The sequence below is a fragment of the Streptomyces sp. URMC 127 genome (genome assembly GCF_051386535.1).
GTDB lineage: Bacteria > Actinomycetota > Actinomycetes > Streptomycetales > Streptomycetaceae > Streptomyces.
Genome location: NZ_JBPQTW010000074.1, coordinates 1 through 14,607, shown reverse-complemented (window position 1 = coordinate 14,607; position 14,607 = coordinate 1). Strand labels below are relative to the sequence as shown.

10 protein-coding genes are annotated in these 14,607 nt (G+C 70.3%); 7 read left to right on the top strand and 3 right to left on the bottom strand.

All coding sequences use genetic code 11. The features are described 5' to 3' along the window. Positions 1-147: 147 nt before the first annotated feature. The 3 genes from ACSNOH_RS17215 (at position 148) to ACSNOH_RS17205 (ending at position 2,835) form a co-directional block, all read left to right on the top strand. Entirely contained in the window at positions 148-477 is a 330-nt protein-coding gene (locus ACSNOH_RS17215; RefSeq protein ID WP_436722231.1) for a hypothetical protein, read from the top strand. A gap of 126 nt (positions 478-603) precedes the next feature. Continuing rightward, entirely contained in the window at positions 604-1,722 is a 1,119-nt protein-coding gene (locus tag ACSNOH_RS17210) for a lipid II:glycine glycyltransferase FemX (protein ID WP_436722230.1), read from the top strand. An 81-nt stretch (positions 1,723-1,803) separates the two neighbouring features. Next, on the top strand, positions 1,804-2,835 hold the full coding sequence (locus ACSNOH_RS17205; RefSeq protein ID WP_436722229.1) for an alanine racemase: 1,032 nt from the start codon (positions 1,804-1,806) through the stop codon (positions 2,833-2,835). A gap of 65 nt (positions 2,836-2,900) precedes the next feature. Here the strand turns inward: ACSNOH_RS17205 and ACSNOH_RS17200 are convergent, their stop codons facing one another. Both ACSNOH_RS17200 and ACSNOH_RS17195 read right to left on the bottom strand, forming a co-directional pair. After that, entirely contained in the window at positions 2,901-4,394 is a 1,494-nt protein-coding gene (locus ACSNOH_RS17200; protein WP_436722228.1) for a glycosyltransferase family 87 protein, read from the bottom strand. Between the two features lie 132 nt (positions 4,395-4,526). Beyond that, positions 4,527-7,151 (bottom strand): transglycosylase domain-containing protein, encoded by a 2,625-nt coding sequence (locus ACSNOH_RS17195; protein WP_436722227.1) that lies wholly within the window; start codon positions 7,149-7,151, stop codon positions 4,527-4,529. A 412-nt stretch (positions 7,152-7,563) separates the two neighbouring features. Between ACSNOH_RS17195 and ACSNOH_RS17190 the strand changes: the two genes are divergently transcribed. The 3 genes from ACSNOH_RS17190 to ACSNOH_RS17180 all read left to right on the top strand — a co-directional run bounded on the left by ACSNOH_RS17190 (position 7,564) and on the right by ACSNOH_RS17180 (position 10,650). Beyond that, the gene (locus ACSNOH_RS17190) at positions 7,564-8,151 is read left to right on the top strand and encodes a helix-turn-helix transcriptional regulator (RefSeq protein ID WP_436722226.1); all 588 of its coding nucleotides are present in this window, start codon (positions 7,564-7,566) and stop codon (positions 8,149-8,151) included. Positions 8,152-8,200: 49 nt separating this feature from the next. Beyond that, a complete protein-coding gene (locus ACSNOH_RS17185; RefSeq protein WP_436722225.1) occupies positions 8,201-9,283 on the top strand; it encodes an inositol-3-phosphate synthase in 1,083 nt (360 codons plus the stop codon). Between the two features lie 80 nt (positions 9,284-9,363). Then, on the top strand, positions 9,364-10,650 hold the full coding sequence (locus ACSNOH_RS17180; RefSeq protein WP_436722224.1) for an MFS transporter: 1,287 nt from the start codon (positions 9,364-9,366) through the stop codon (positions 10,648-10,650). Between the two features lie 22 nt (positions 10,651-10,672). Here ACSNOH_RS17180 and ACSNOH_RS17175 read toward each other — a convergent pair whose 3' ends face one another. After that, entirely contained in the window at positions 10,673-12,148 is a 1,476-nt protein-coding gene (locus ACSNOH_RS17175; protein ID WP_436722223.1) for a CCA tRNA nucleotidyltransferase, read from the bottom strand. 207 nt (positions 12,149-12,355) lie between these two features. Between ACSNOH_RS17175 and ACSNOH_RS17170 the strand changes: the two genes are divergently transcribed. Then, on the top strand, positions 12,356-14,607 hold a 2,252-nt coding region (locus tag ACSNOH_RS17170; RefSeq protein WP_436722222.1), incomplete at its 3' end, for a DUF6049 family protein.

Sequence of the window (14,607 nt, the reverse complement as noted above, 5' to 3'; positions counted from 1 at the left end):
GTTCAGGGCAGACACCGGTGCAGACCGTACAGAGTACCCGCACTCCGGCTTCCGGTTGAAATCCGGCCGGGCGGGCACGCAATCTGAACGGACCGGGTGTGACCGGCGCAACAATGCGCCGGTCGCCTTCTGGAGGAGGTAGCCCCCATGACACAGGCAGTACGCCAGCCCCGCGGTCCCCGCTCGCTGATCGGTGCGGTGCTCAACAGCGACGGCAAGCCGCATCCCCTCGAGAACACCTTCGTCGCGGTGACGGTGGTGCTCGGACTGCTGGCCTTCGTTTCCTCGGCCTTCAACAACCTGCATCTGCTCAGCTCCTGGAGCGGGCTGGCCGGCATCCTCACGGGCGCCTACGGCCAGTACATCTCGGCCACGACGGGCGAGCGCTTCCTGCTGATCATCGGGCTGGGCGCGGCCGCCTTCGGCTTCTTCCTCGGCATGGCCCACGGTGGCCTCTTCGGGGGGCTCATCGGATAGCGGCGGGGCCCGCCCGGCCGTACACCCGAACGGGCGCCCCAACGGTGTGCGTCCCGGTCGCAGTAGGCTTCGGCGCGAGAGCCGGAGCCCCGACCCTGGGGACACACCTGCCGAGGAGCGCCCCGCATGAGCCTGACCCTGAGGACAATCAGCCGAGAGCAGCATCTGGCTTACATCCAGAGCCTGCCCGCGGCCAGTCACATGCAGGTGCCGGCGTGGGCCGATGTCAAGGCGGAGTGGCGCTCGGAGAGCCTGGGCTGGTTCGACCGGAACGGCCAGATCGTGGGCGCGGGCCTGGTGCTCTACCGCCAGCTGCCCAAGATCAAGCGCTACCTCGCCTACCTGCCCGAGGGCCCGGTCATCAACTGGTTCGCGCCGAACCTCAAGGACTGGCTCGAGCCGATGCTCGCCCACCTCAAGCAGCAGGGCGCCTTCTCGGTGAAGATGGGCCCGCCGGTCGTCATCCGCCGCTGGGACGCGAACGCCATCAAGGGCGGCATCTCCGACCCGGACGTCAAGCGCCTGCGCGACGTCGAGGCCACCTTCATCGAGCCGCGCGCCTTCGAGGTCGCCGACCAGCTGCGCCGGATGGGCTGGCAGCAGGGCGAGGACGGCGGCGCCGGCTTCGGTGACGTCCAGCCGCGGTACGTCTTCCAGGTGCCCCTGGCGAACCGCTCGCTCGAGGACGTCCACAAGAACTTCAACCAGCTGTGGCGCCGCAACATCAAGAAGGCCGAGAAGGCCGGCGTCGAGGTGGTCCAGGGCGGCTACGAGGACCTGCCCACCTGGCAGCACCTGTACGAGATCACCGCCGAGCGCGACAAGTTCCGCCCGCGCCCGCTGAGCTACTTCCAGCGCATGTGGACGGCCCTCAACACCGAGGACCCCAACCGCATGCGGCTGTACTTCGCGGTGCACGAGGGCGAGGCAGTCGCGGCGGCCACGATGCTGATCGTCGGCGGGCACGTCTGGTACTCCTACGGCGCCTCGGCCAACCACAAGCGCGAGGTCCGGCCCTCCAACGCGATGCAGTGGCGGATGCTGCGCGACGCCTACGCCCTGGGCGCGAGCGTCTACGACCTGCGCGGCATCGGCGACTCCCTGGACGAGAGCGACCACCTCTTCGGCCTCATCCAGTTCAAGGTCGGCACGGGCGGCCAGGCCGCGGAGTACCTGGGCGAGTGGGACTTCCCGCTCAACAAGCTGCTCCACAAGGCCCTCGACATGTACATGTCTCGCCGCTGACTCCTCCCCGGGGCCCTGCGGCCCCGGGCACTCAAGCACGCACAGCATCCAGCAGGCACAGGGAAAGGTTCCGGACCGGCCATGGCGCTCACGCTCCACGTCGAAACCGCGCGCTGGCGGGCGCACCAGCAGACCGTCGTCCAGCAGTTCCCGGGGATCGTCCCGGTGTGCAAGGGCAATGGCTACGGCTTCGGCCACGAGCGGCTGGCCGACGAGGCCGCCCGCTTCGGCTCGGACATCCTGGCCGTCGGCACCACCTACGAAGCGGCCCGGATCAAGGACTTCTTCAGCGGTGACCTGCTGGTGCTCACCCCCTTCCGGTTGGGCGAGGAGCCCGTGCCGCTGCCGGACCGGGCCGTCCGGTCCGTCTCCTCGGTGGAGGGCGTGCGCGGCCTGGTCGGCGCGCGCGTCGTCGTCGAGGTCATGAGCAGCATGAAGCGCCACGGCATCAGCGAGGAGGACCTGCCCAAGCTGCACGCCGCCATCGAGGACGTGCGCCTGGAGGGCTTCGCCATCCACCTGCCGCTGGACCGCACGGACGGCTCCACCGCCGTCCAGGAAGTGGCCGAGTGGATGGACCGGCTGCAGCAGCACCGCCTGCCGCTGCACACCATGTTCGTCAGCCACCTGAAGGCCGAGGAGCTCGGCCAGCTGCAGCAGCGGTACCCGCACACCCGCTTCCGGGCCCGCATCGGCACCCGGCTGTGGCTCGGCGACCACGGCGCCACCCACTACACGGGCGCGGTCCTGGACGTGACGCCCGTGTCCAAGGGCGACCGCTTCGGCTACCGCCAGCAGAAGACCGGTGGGGACGGCCATCTCGTGGTCGTGGCGGGCGGCACCTCGCACGGCGTGGGCCTGGAGGCGCCGAAGGCGCTGCACGGCATGATGCCGCGCGCCAAGGGCGTCGCCCGGGCGGGTCTTGCGACCATGAACCGCAACCAGTCGCCCTTCTACTGGGACAACAAGCAGCTCTGGTTCGCGGAGCCCCCGCACATGCAGGTGTCGATCCTCTTCGTGCCGAGCGACGCGAGGACCCCGCGGGTGGGCGACGAGCTGAAGGCCCAGCTGCGGCACACCACCACCACGTTCGACCGGATCGTCGACAAGTAGGCCGGGTAACCCGCGTAAGCCGGGTAAGCCGGCGGGTAACCGGCCGGGGCACGTCCCGTGCCGGTTCACGGCCGGCTCCCGGTGCCCCACCGGACGCTCGTGGCAGCCGAGCGCTCCGCGTACCGCGGCCGGTGCGCGGAGCTGAGGGCGATCGCATCCGGGGCGCCGTCGAGAATGCCGCCCGAGGGGTCGTCGGAGCCGTCGCGGCGGACGACGTCCCGCTCGGGCATGAAGATGTCGCGCACGACGACCGCGCACAGGTAGAGCGTGCCCAGCAGGTGCAGGGCGATGGCCAGTTGATAGCCCTCCGGGGGCAGGCCCTGGTGCTTGTCGCCGCTGCCCGTGTAGGCGAGGTACGACCAGATGCCCAGGAAGTAGAGCACCTCGCAGGCCTGCCAGATCAGGAAGTCACGCCACTTGGGCCGCGCCAGCACGGCGAGCGGGATGAGCCACAGCACGTACTGCGGTGAGTAGACCTTGTTGGTGAGGATGAAGAGCGCCACCACCAGGAAGGCCAGCTGGGCGAAGCGCGGGCGCCTCGGCGCGTAGAGGCCGAGGCCCGCGAGGGCCAGGCAGCCCAGGATCATCAGCAGGCTCACGTACGTGTTGGCGTGCTCCAGGGGATTGCCCGTGCGCTGGGAGATCAGCAGCCAGACCGAGCCGAAGTCGATCGGGCGCTCCTGGCTGAACGTGTAGAACTTCGCCCAGCCCTCCCGGATGTGGAAGCCCGCGGCATCGTGCGTGAGCATCACCGGCAGGTTCACCACGAGCCAGGCGGCGACGGCGGAGGCGGCGCTCACGGCGAAGGCCCTCATGCGCCCTGCCCGCAGGCACAGCACGAACAGCGGCCCGAGGAGCAGCAGCGGATAGAGCTTCGCGGCGGCGGCCAGGCCGATGAGGGCGCCCGCGAGCGCCGGCCTGCCGCGCGACCACATCAGCATCGCGCCGGCGGTGAGGGCGACGGCGAACAGGTCCCAGTTGACGGTGGCCGTGAGGGCGAAGGCGGGGGCGAGGGCGATCAGCAGGGCGTCCCAGGGGCGGCGCCGGTGCGTGCGGGCCGAGCAGATGGCGATCACGGCCGTGCAGGCCATCAGCATCCCGGCGTTGACCAGCCAGTTGAGCTGCTCGCGGTGCTGGATGGTGCCGCCGCCGGGGGTGAGCCAGGCGGCGACCTGCATGAACAGGCCGGTGAGGACCGGGTACTCCAGATAGTCCATGCCGCCGGAGAGGGACTGCGGGATGCGGTCGACGTACGGGATCAGGCCCGCGTCGAAGCCGCGGCCGCTGTAGAGGTGCGGGATGTCGGAGTAGCAGGCGTGGGTGTACTGCGTGGTGGCGCCGAAGAACCACCCGTACTCGTAGCAGGGCAGCTTCTGGACCATGCCCAGGGCGAACATGCCGACGGCCACCAGCACGATCACCCGGACCGGCGTCCACCAGCCCCCGCCGGGCAGCGCCCGCTTGCCCGCCGGCCCGCCGATGAGCTCGCTGCCTGCGGCGGCCACCTCGTCCTCATCGGTGGGCCGTACCTGTCGGTCGTCGTCCCGCGCGCTCCTCATGGGGCCATCCTGCCGTACGGGGCCGTATGCCGCCGGAGCCTGTGGATAACGTCGAGGGGCGTCCCGCACGAATGCGGGACGCCCCTCCGAGCCGGTTGCCGGAACGTTCGGTTCCAGGCGTATCGGTGCTGGTCAGCCGTTCATGCCGCCGAAGAGCCCACCGCCGCCGGGACGCCTGCCCGGATCGGGCGAGGGCGAGGTGCCGGGATCGCCGCCCGGTCCGCCGTCGGTGCCGGCCGTACCGCCGCCGGGACCGCCCCCGGGGCCGCCGCTGCTGCCACTGCCTCCGCCGTGCTTGCACTTGAAGTCGAAGATCGAGCAGGAGCGGCTCGCCGACGGGCTCGGCGAGGCGGACTTCGACGGGGTGCCGGACGGAGTGGCGGAGGGCGTCGCCGCCGGGGGCGCGGAGGGCACTGCGCTCGGGGTGGGGCTGGCGCCGTCACCGTAGATCTTCTCGCCGAGCGGCTGCGCGGGCTCGAACTGCTCGATCGGCTGCCCCTTGAGCGCAGCGTTCATGTAGTCGGCCCAGATCTTCGCGGGGAACGACGCACCGTGGATGCTCTCCTGGCCGCCCACGCCGCGCATGGAGAGGAACTCCTGCTTCTTGGCGTTGGGGTCGACGCGGTACATGCCGATCGCCGTGGACAGCTGCGGGGTGTAGCCCGCGAACCAGGCGGAGCGGTTCTCGTCCGTCGTACCGGTCTTGCCCGCGGCCGGGCGGCCGCCCGCCAGCTTCGCGGAGGTGCCCGTGCCCGCCTCGACGACGGTCTTGAGCACGTCCGTGACGTTGTTCGCCACGTTCGGGGAGAAGGCCTGGTCGGACTTGAGCTCGTGCGTGTAGGCGGGCTTGCCGTCCCGCTCCACCTTCTCGACGGAGTACGGGTCGATCTGCTTGCCGCTCGCGGCGAAGGTGGCGTACGCGCCCGCCAGCCGGATCGCGCTGGGCGCCGATGTGCCGAGCGAGAAGGTGGGCGTCGTGGCGGCGAGCTGGTCCTTGTCCAGACCGGCCCGCAGGGCGGCCTCCTTGACCAGGTCGGTGCCCACGTCCATGCCGAGCTGGATGAACGGGGTGTTCACCGAGAACTGCATGGCGGTGCGCAGGGTGACGGGACCCTTGTCCTCCTCGCCGTCGTTCTTCTGGTGCCACTCGCTGCCGTCGTTGTCGTGCCAGATCTGGCCGTTGTACTTCCGCAGCGTGACCTTGTTGTCGCCGTTGTAGATGCTCTCGGGGGAGACCAGCGTGCGCTGGCTGTCGCTCTGCGTCTCGCCGAGGGCCGGGTTGCGCTTGCCGTGCGACATGGCCGCCGCGAGCACGAAGGGCTTGAACGTCGAGCCCACCTGCACACCGGTGTAGTCGGCGTTGTTGGTGTAGTGCTCCAGGGCGTTCTCACCGCCGTAGATGGCGACGATCTTGCCGGTCTTGGGGTCGACCGACGCCCCGCCGAACTGCACGAACTTGTCGCGCTCGCGGACGTCCGGCTTGATGTTCGCCTTGCGGACCTCCTCGACCGCCTTGGAGAGGGCCTCGACCTTCGTCCGGTCGAAGGTCGTGTAGATCTGGTAGCCGCCGCGGTCCAGCTGGGTCTTGCTGATGCCGGAGTGGGCGACGACGTAGTTGTCGGCGAGGTCGGTGAGGTAGCCGATCTGACCGGCGCGGTTCGTGGCGGGCTTGGGCTTCTGGGGGGTGGGGAAGCCCTTGCCGACCCACTGGTCGCGCTCGGACGCCTCCATGTTGCCCGTCTCGACCTCGCGGTCGAGGGTCCACTTCCAGCGGTCGGTGGCGCGCTTGGTGTTCTTCTCGGCGGTCGCCGCCGGGCCCTGGCCGCCGTACGGGTCGTAGAGGTTGGGGCCGTTGAGCGTGGCCGCGAGGAAGGCGCCCTCGCTCGGCGTGAGGTCCTTGGCGTCCTTGTCGTAGTACGCCCGCGCCGCGGCCTGGATCCCGTAGGCCCCCCGACCGTAGTAGGCGGTGTTGAGGTAGCCGGCGAGGATGTCGTCCTTGTTCTTGGTGGCGCCCACCTTTATGGAGATCAGCAGCTCGGTGGCCTTGCGCTTGAGCGTCTGTTCCTGGCTCAGGTAGGTGTTCTTCACGAACTGCTGCGTGATGGTCGAACCGCTCTGGGTCTCACCGCCCTGCGCCATCTTGACGACGGCGCGCAGGATGCCCATGGGGTCGACGCCCCAGTCCTTGTAGAAGCTGGCGTTCTCGGCGGAGATCACCGCCCGCTGCATCGACAGCGGGATCTTGGAGATCGGCACGATCTGGCGGTTGAGCGCACCGCCGCCCGCGACCACCATCTGCTTGCCGTCGGACCAGTAGTAGACGTTCTTCTGCACCTGGGCGGTCTTCTGTGCGGACGGCACCTGCACCACGGCCAGGGCGATGCCGACGGTGCCCAGAATCAGCACGACGAAGGTGAAGGCCGCGCCCAGGACGAGCCGCCAGGAGGGCAGCCAGCGCTTGAAGCCCTGTTTGCCCGCCCGCGGGTAGTCGATGAAGCGCTTCTTGCCCGGGCGGCCGCGGCCGCCCGCGCCCGGATCCGCGCCACGTCTGCGTCCGGCGGCCGTATCGCCGCGCCGGCTCCCGCGGCGGGCCTCGGCCCTGCTGCCGTGCCGGTCGGACTCGCCGCGGCCGGACCGCGCGGCGGAATTGCTGGTCGGCGCGGAACGGCGGCCGGGTCCCGGCTGCTGTGCCGCGCGCCTGGCCGCGGCTCGTCCGCCGCCCTGAGGCTGCGGCGGCTTGCGGCGGTGCTCGCTCATCGAACGACTACTCCTCGGGCAGGCACTATCGCCTGGAAGCGGCAGGTGGCTTGCGTTCCCCCCGATGCGCCGGACGGCTGCCTGAGGCAACCGGGCGCATTGCATACGGGACGAGGACGCCTGTCGTCGTCACTCGGTTCCCGCTGGTCTGCATGGCGCACAGACTACGCACGGCCAAAACGCGTCGACTCCGGATGTTCACTCCAATTCAGGCGGGATGTGTCCCACGAATCGGTGATGTGACCTCGTTCACCGTGCCCCCTCTTGTCGCGTGGAGGGGGTCGTTCTATCGTCTGGATGTATCGAGTCGATACATCAGCTCGGCATAAAGACCGGCTCGTCGTCGGCAAAAGGGACCAAAAAGGGACTAGGGATCACAAGGACTAGGCTGTGTGCGACAAGGAGGCGAAACATGAGCAGACGCTCCGGCATCCTCGAGTTCGCCGTCCTCGGCCTGCTCCGCGAGTCCCCGATGCACGGCTACGAGCTGCGGAAACGCTTGAACACCTCGCTCGGGGTGTTCCGTGCGTTCAGCTACGGCACCCTCTACCCCTGCCTGAAGGCCCTCGTGGCGAACGGCTGGCTGGTCGAGGAGAGCGGGAGCGCTCCGGAGGACGCCCGTGCGGCGTCCCTGGCCGGACGACGGGCGAAGATCGTCTACCGCCTGACGGCAGAGGGCAAGGAGCACTTCGAGGAGCTCCTCGCCCACACGGGTCCGGACACGTGGGAGGACGAGCACTTCGCCGCCCGCTTCGCGTTCTTCGGGCAGACCTCGCGGGATGTACGGATGCGCGTGCTGGAAGGCCGCCGCAGCCGTCTGGAGGAGCGTCTGGAGAAGATGCGCGCCTCCCTGGCCCGCACCCGGGAGCGGCTGGACGACTACACCCTCGAGCTTCAGCGGCACGGCATGGAGTCCGTGGAGCGCGAGGTCCGCTGGCTGAACGAGCTGATCGAGAGCGAGCGGGCCGGGCGTGACAAGCGCACCGGTCCGGACCAGTGAGTCCTGCACTCCGCAGGGCTTCGTCGAGTACTAACAGGGAGCAACCGGAATGGGTTCGGTTCGCGTAGCCATCGTCGGCGTGGGCAACTGCGCCGCCTCGCTGGTGCAGGGCGTCGAGTACTACAAGGACGCCGACCCGAACGGCCGCGTGCCGGGTCTGATGCACGTGCAGTTCGGCGACTACCACGTGGGTGACGTCGAGTTCGTCGCCGCCTTCGACGTCGACGCGAAGAAGGTCGGCCTCGACCTCGCCGACGCCATCGGCGCCAGCGAGAACAACACCATCAAGATCTGCGACGTGCCCGCGACCGGCGTCACCGTCCAGCGCGGCCACACCCTCGACGGCCTCGGCAAGTACTACCGCGAGACCATCGAGGAGTCCGCCGAGGCTCCCGTCGACGTCGTCCAGGTCCTCAAGGACAAGCAGGTCGACGTCCTGGTGTGCTACCTCCCCGTCGGTTCCGAGGACGCCGCGAAGTTCTACGCGCAGTGCGCCATCGACGCCAAGGTCGCCTTCGTCAACGCCCTCCCGGTCTTCATCGCCGGCACCAAGGAGTGGGCCGACAAGTTCACCGAGGCCGGTGTGCCGATCGTCGGTGACGACATCAAGTCGCAGGTCGGCGCCACCATCACGCACCGCGTGATGGCCAAGCTGTTCGAGGACCGGGGCGTCGTCCTGGACCGCACGATGCAGCTGAACGTCGGCGGCAACATGGACTTCAAGAACATGCTCGAGCGCGACCGCCTCGAGTCCAAGAAGATCTCCAAGACGCAGGCCGTCACCTCCCAGATCCCCGACCGCGACCTGGGCGAGAAGAACGTCCACATCGGTCCCTCGGACTACGTGGCCTGGCTCGACGACCGCAAGTGGGCCTACGTCCGCCTCGAGGGCCGCGCCTTCGGCGACGTCCCGCTGAACCTGGAGTACAAGCTCGAGGTCTGGGACTCCCCGAACTCCGCCGGTGTCATCATCGACGCCCTGCGCGCCGCGAAGATCGCCAAGGACCGCGGCATCGGCGGCCCGATCCTCTCCGCCTCCTCCTACTTCATGAAGTCGCCGCCGGTGCAGTACTTCGACGACGAGGCCCGGGAGAACGTCGAGAAGTTCATCAAGGGCGAGGTCGAGCGCTAAGCCTTCCGCTCTTCTCCCTCTTCACGCAGGTCCCCGGGTTGTCCACCCGGGGACCTGCGCGCTGTGTGAGGCTGTGGACCATGCCCGTTGTGCGTGATCTTCGCGTCCTGCTCCGCCTCCGCGATTTCCGCCGTCTGCTGGCAGTCCGGCTCCTCTCGCAGGCCGCCGACGGGGTCTATCAGGTCGCGCTCGCCGCCTACGTGGTCTTCTCCCCGGAGAAGCAGGCGTCCCCCGCCGCCATCGCCTCCGCCATGGCCGTGCTCCTGCTGCCGTACTCGCTGCTGGGCCCCTTCGCCGGAGTCCTCCTGGACCGCCGGCGGCGCCGCCAGGTGCTGCTGCACGGCAACCTGCTGCGCGCGGCCCTCGCCACAGCCACCGCCGTGCTCATCGTCGCGCGCGTCCCCGACTGGCTCTTCTACGTCTCCGCCCTGTCGGTCACGGCGGTCAACCGCTTCGTGCTCGCCGGGCTCTCCGCCTCCCTGCCCCGCGTGGTGGACTCGCGCGAGCGGCTCGTCATGGCCAACGCGCTCTCCCCCACCGCCGGGACGCTGGCGGCCACCGCGGGCGGCGGCCTCGCCTTCGCCGTCCGTCTCGCCGCCCCCGGCGGCACGGGGGCCGACGCCCTGGTCGTCCTGCTCGGCGCGAGCCTCTACCTGTGCGCCGCCCTGTCCTCGCTACTGATGCCCATCGGCCTGCTCGGCCCGGACGCGCCGGTCTCCCGGCGGCTGGGCGAGGCCCTGACCGGCACCGCCCGCGGCCTGGCCGCCGGCCTGCGCCACCTCGCCGTACGCCGCACGGCCGCCTGGGCGCTCGGCGCCATGGCGCTGATGCGCTTCTGCTACGGCGCCCTGACCGTCACCGTGCTGATGCTCTGCCGCTACGCCTGGGCCGGCAGCGAGTCCATGGGCCTGGCCCTGCTGGGGCTCGCCGTCGCGGTGTCGGGCGCCGGGTTCTTCGCGGCGGCCGTCATCACCCCCTTGGCGGTGTCCCGGCTGGGCCGGCTCGGCTGGATGATCGCCTGCGCGGCCGCCGCGGCGGTGCTGGAGCCCTCGCTCGGGCTGCCCTTCGAGCCCGTGCCCATGCTGGTCGCGGCGTTCGTCCTCGGCCTCGTCACCCAGGGCGCGAAGATCGCCACGGACACGGTCGTCCAGGCCTCGGTGGACGACGCCTTCCGCGGCCGGGTCTTCTCCCTCTACGACGTCCTCTTCAACGTCGCCTTCGTCGGGGCGGCGGCCGTGGCGGCCCTGATGCTGCCGTCCGACGGGCGGTCGGCCGTGCTGATCTCCGGCGTCGCCGTGCTCTACGCGGTGACCGCCGTCGCGCTCGCCGGTTTCCGGCGGCGTGAGGGCGCACAAGAGGCCGTGTAAGAGGACACACACGGGCGGCTCGTCAGCCCTGGGCGGCCCACCACTCCTTAAGCGCGGCGACGGCCTCGTCGTGGGACATCGGGCCGTTCTCCAGCCGCAGCTCCAGCATGTGCTTGTACGCCTTGCCGACCTGCGGTCCCGGGCCCACGCCCAGGATCTCCATGATCTGGTTGCCGTCCAGATCCGGCCGGATCGCGTCCAGCTCCTCCTGCTCCTGCAGGCGGGCGATGCGCTCCTCCAGGCCGTCGTACGCCCGCGACAGCGCGTTGGCCTTGCGCTTGTTGCGCGTGGTGCAGTCGGAGCGGGTCAGCTTGTGGAGCCGCTCCAGCAGGTGTCCCGCGTCCCGCACATACCGGCGCACGGCGGAGTCGGTCCACTCGCCGGTGCCGTAGCCGTGGAAGCGCAGGTGCAGCTCCACCAGCTTGGAGACGTCCTTCACCAGCTCGTTGGAGTACTTGAGCTTGGTCATGCGCGCCTTGGTCATCTTGGCGCCCACGACCTCGTGGTGGTGGAAGGAGACCCGGCCGTCCTTCTCGAAGCGGCGCGTCCGCGGCTTGCCGATGTCGTGCAGCAGCGCGGCGAGGCGCAGCACCAGGTCGGGGCCGCCGCCGGGCTGGTCGCGCGGGGCCTCCAGGGCGATGGCCTGCTCCAGGACGGTGAGCGTGTGCTCGTAGACGTCCTTGTGCCGGTGGTGCTCGTCGCGCTCCAGGCGCAGGGCGGGCAGCTCGGGCAGGACCAGGGCAGCGAGCCCGGTGTCGACGAGCAGCTTCAGGCCCTTGCGCGGGTGGTCGGAGAGGATCAGCTTGTTGAGCTCGTCCCGGGTCCGCTCGGCCGAGACGATCTCCAGGCGGCCGGCCATCTCCGTCATCGCGGTGACGACCTCGGGCGCGACCTCGAAGTCGAGCTGCGCGGCGAAGCGGGCGGCCCGCATCATCCGCAGCGGGTCGTCGGAGAAGGACTCCTCCGGGGTGCCGGGCGTGCGCAGGACGCGCGCGGCGAGGTCCTCCAGGCCGTTGTGCGGGTCGATGAACTCCTTCTCCGGCAGCGCGACGGCCATGGCGTTCACCGTGAAGTCGCGCCGGACGAGGTCTTCCTCGATGGAGTCGCCGTAGGAGACCTCCGGCTTGCGGGAGGTCCGGTCGTAGGCCTCCGACCGATATGTCGTGACCTCGATGTCGAAGTCGGCTTTGCGGCAGCCCACGGTGCCGAAGGCGATGCCGACCTCCCAGACGGCGTCCGCCCAGGGCCGGACGATCTTCAGGACGTCCTCCGGCCGCGCGTCCGTCGTGAAGTCGAGGTCGTTGCCGAGCCGGCCGAGCAGCGCGTCCCGCACGGATCCGCCGACCAGGGCAAGCGTGAAACCGGCTTCCTTGAATCGGCGGGCGAGGTCGTCGGCCACGGGGGAGACCCTCAGGAGCTCGCTCACGGCACGGCGCTGCACCTGGCTGAGCTCGTTGGTCGGCGACTGGGTCAGGCTGTCATTGTTGGCGTTCGGCACAACAGAAGAGGGTACGTGTCCGCGCGCCCCGGGGCCTCCCGGTTACGGACGCATGGCGCAGGCCGCACAAAGCGGGCGCAGCCGGGACATCGAACCGACTACGCGATCTTGCGGAGCGGTCCACGGCACTTCGTCACAGCGGGCCTCGTTACCATTCGTGGACGCACAACCGACGACCACTGACGACGACGAGGGACGGGCGAGCGCGTGGCCGAGGCGGCAGAGATCCAGGAGACCACCTCCGCTTCTGCCTGCCGGTGGCCCCGGCTCCTGACGGTGCTGCTGACAAGCGCGGCGCTCCTGGCCGGCCTGGTGCAGCTGCCGGGCGCGCAGCCGGCCCGTGCCGAGTCCTCGGGCTCCCGTCCCGTCGACGTCTCCATCAACACGCTGACGCCCGTCGCGCCGAAGCAGGACGACACGCTCACCGTCTCGGGCACCGTCACCAACAACGGCGGCTCGACCGTCTCCGACGCGCACGTCGGCCTGCGGGTGGGCGGCCAGCTCAACAGCCGGGTCGACGCCGACGAGACCGGCAACCGCGCCGCCTTCTCGCCCGGGACCGACGGCTCGGAGCTCGGCAAGCACACCCAGAAGATCGACAAGCTCCCGCCGGGGAGCAGCCGTGAGTTCAGCATCTCGCTGCCGGCGAAGGACCTGGAGCTCGGCAAGGACGGCGTCTACCAGCTGGGCGTCTCGCTGTCCGGGCACACCGCGGACCAGGGGTCCGAGCGGGTGCTGGGCATCGGCCGGACCCTGCTGCCCTGGCAGCCCTCCTCGATCGAGGGCAAGAAGACGCGGCTCACGTTCCTGTGGCCGCTGATCTCCGCGACCCACCTGACCGCCCGCACCGAGTCCGACCAGCAGCAGACGCCGATCTTCCCCAATGACGACCTGGCCGCGGAGCTGGCGCCGGGCGGGCGGCTGCAGCAGCTGGTCGCGCTGGGCAAGGGCCTGCACATCACGTGGGTGATCGACCCGGACCTGCTGGCCACGGTCGAGGCCATGACGAAGACGTACCGGGTGGAGGGGCCGGACGGGAAGAACACCCCGGGCCGGGGCCAGGCGGTCGCCAAGCAGTGGCTCAGCCAGCTGCAGACCGCCGTCGCCGGCGACCAGGTGGTGGCGCTGCCCTTCGGCGACCCCGACCTCGCGTCGCTGGCCCACCACGGCAAGGACGTCTCGGGCTCCCTGAGCCACCTGCAGTCGGCCACGGAGCTCGCGTCGACGACCGTGGACACGATCCTCGGCGTGAAGCCGCGCACGGACTTCGCCTGGCCCGTCGACGGCGCCGTGGACTCCTCCGTCATCGACGTCGCCACCTCGGCCGGTGCCCACAACGTCATCGCCCGCAGCGACAGCTTCCGCGACCGCACCTCCTACACCCCCACCGCGGCCCGCCAGATCGGCAGCGGCAACACGGCCGTCGTGGCCGACGCCCGGATGTCCACCGGCTTCCAGGGCGACCTGGTCCGCGCCGGCGAGTACTCGCTCGCCGTGCAGCGCTTCGCCGCCCAGACCCTCCTGGTGAACCGGCAGGCGCCGGACAACGAGCGCAGCATCGTCGTGGCGCCGCAGCGCATGCCGACCGCGAGCCAGGCCCAGGCGATGGCAGCCGCGATCGCCGGCCTCTCGGACGGCCGCTGGACGCAGCCGGCCGGCCTCGGCGACGCGGCCGCCGCCAAGCCCGACCCGGACGCGAACCAGCAGGTGCCCGGCCCCGGCTCGTACCCCGACCGGCTGCGCGAGCAGGAGCTCTCCACCAAGGCCTTCCAGGAGATCCAGAAGACCCAGGCGACCCTGGACGGCTTCAAGGTCATCCTGACCTCGCAGGACCGCGTGGTGACCCCCTTCGGCAGCGCGATCATGCGGGAGATGTCGACGTCCTGGCGCGGCAACCCCAAGGGGGCCACCGAGTTCCGCGACGCCGTGCAGTCGTATCTGTACGGGCTCACCCGCCGGGTCGAGCTGATCAAGAAGTCCGACGTGACCCTGTCCGGGCGCAGCGCGACGATCCCGATGACGGTCCACAACGGCCTGCTGCAGGGGATCGCGGGTCTGCACCTGGTCCTGGAGTCCAGCCAGACGAACCGCCTGCAGGTCGACCGGTCCCAGCCGGTGAAGATCAACGGTGGCCAGAACCAGTCGGTGAAGTTCGAGACGCGGGCCAACGCCAACGGCCCGGTGCGGGTGACGGCGCGGCTCTACACGGACGAGGGCCAGCCCTACGGCGACCCGGTCGTCTTTACTGTGCATGTCACGTCCATCACCCCTATGGTTCTCCTCGTCATCGCCGGAGGAGTGCTCCTGCTGGTCCTCGCGGGGCTCCGCATCTACATCAAGCGGAAGCGGTCCGCCGCCCGTGCGGCCGACGGTGGCGGGCCCGCCGCGGACGGCGACGGGCCGGGCAACGGTGGCCCGGACGACGACAAGCCCTCGCGGCGGCCGGGTGATCCGGCCCC

Coding starts and splice junctions, on each gene's coding strand:
- ACSNOH_RS17215 (WP_436722231.1), top strand. CDS start 148: ATGACACAGGCAGTACGCCAGCCCCGCGGTCCCCGCTCGCTGATCGGT.
- ACSNOH_RS17210 (WP_436722230.1), top strand. CDS start 604: ATGAGCCTGACCCTGAGGACAATCAGCCGAGAGCAGCATCTGGCTTAC.
- ACSNOH_RS17205 (WP_436722229.1), top strand. CDS start 1,804: ATGGCGCTCACGCTCCACGTCGAAACCGCGCGCTGGCGGGCGCACCAG.
- ACSNOH_RS17200 (WP_436722228.1), bottom strand. CDS start 4,394: ATGAGGAGCGCGCGGGACGACGACCGACAGGTACGGCCCACCGATGAG.
- ACSNOH_RS17195 (WP_436722227.1), bottom strand. CDS start 7,151: ATGAGCGAGCACCGCCGCAAGCCGCCGCAGCCTCAGGGCGGCGGACGA.
- ACSNOH_RS17190 (WP_436722226.1), top strand. CDS start 7,564: ATGAGCAGACGCTCCGGCATCCTCGAGTTCGCCGTCCTCGGCCTGCTC.
- ACSNOH_RS17185 (WP_436722225.1), top strand. CDS start 8,201: ATGGGTTCGGTTCGCGTAGCCATCGTCGGCGTGGGCAACTGCGCCGCC.
- ACSNOH_RS17180 (WP_436722224.1), top strand. CDS start 9,364: ATGCCCGTTGTGCGTGATCTTCGCGTCCTGCTCCGCCTCCGCGATTTC.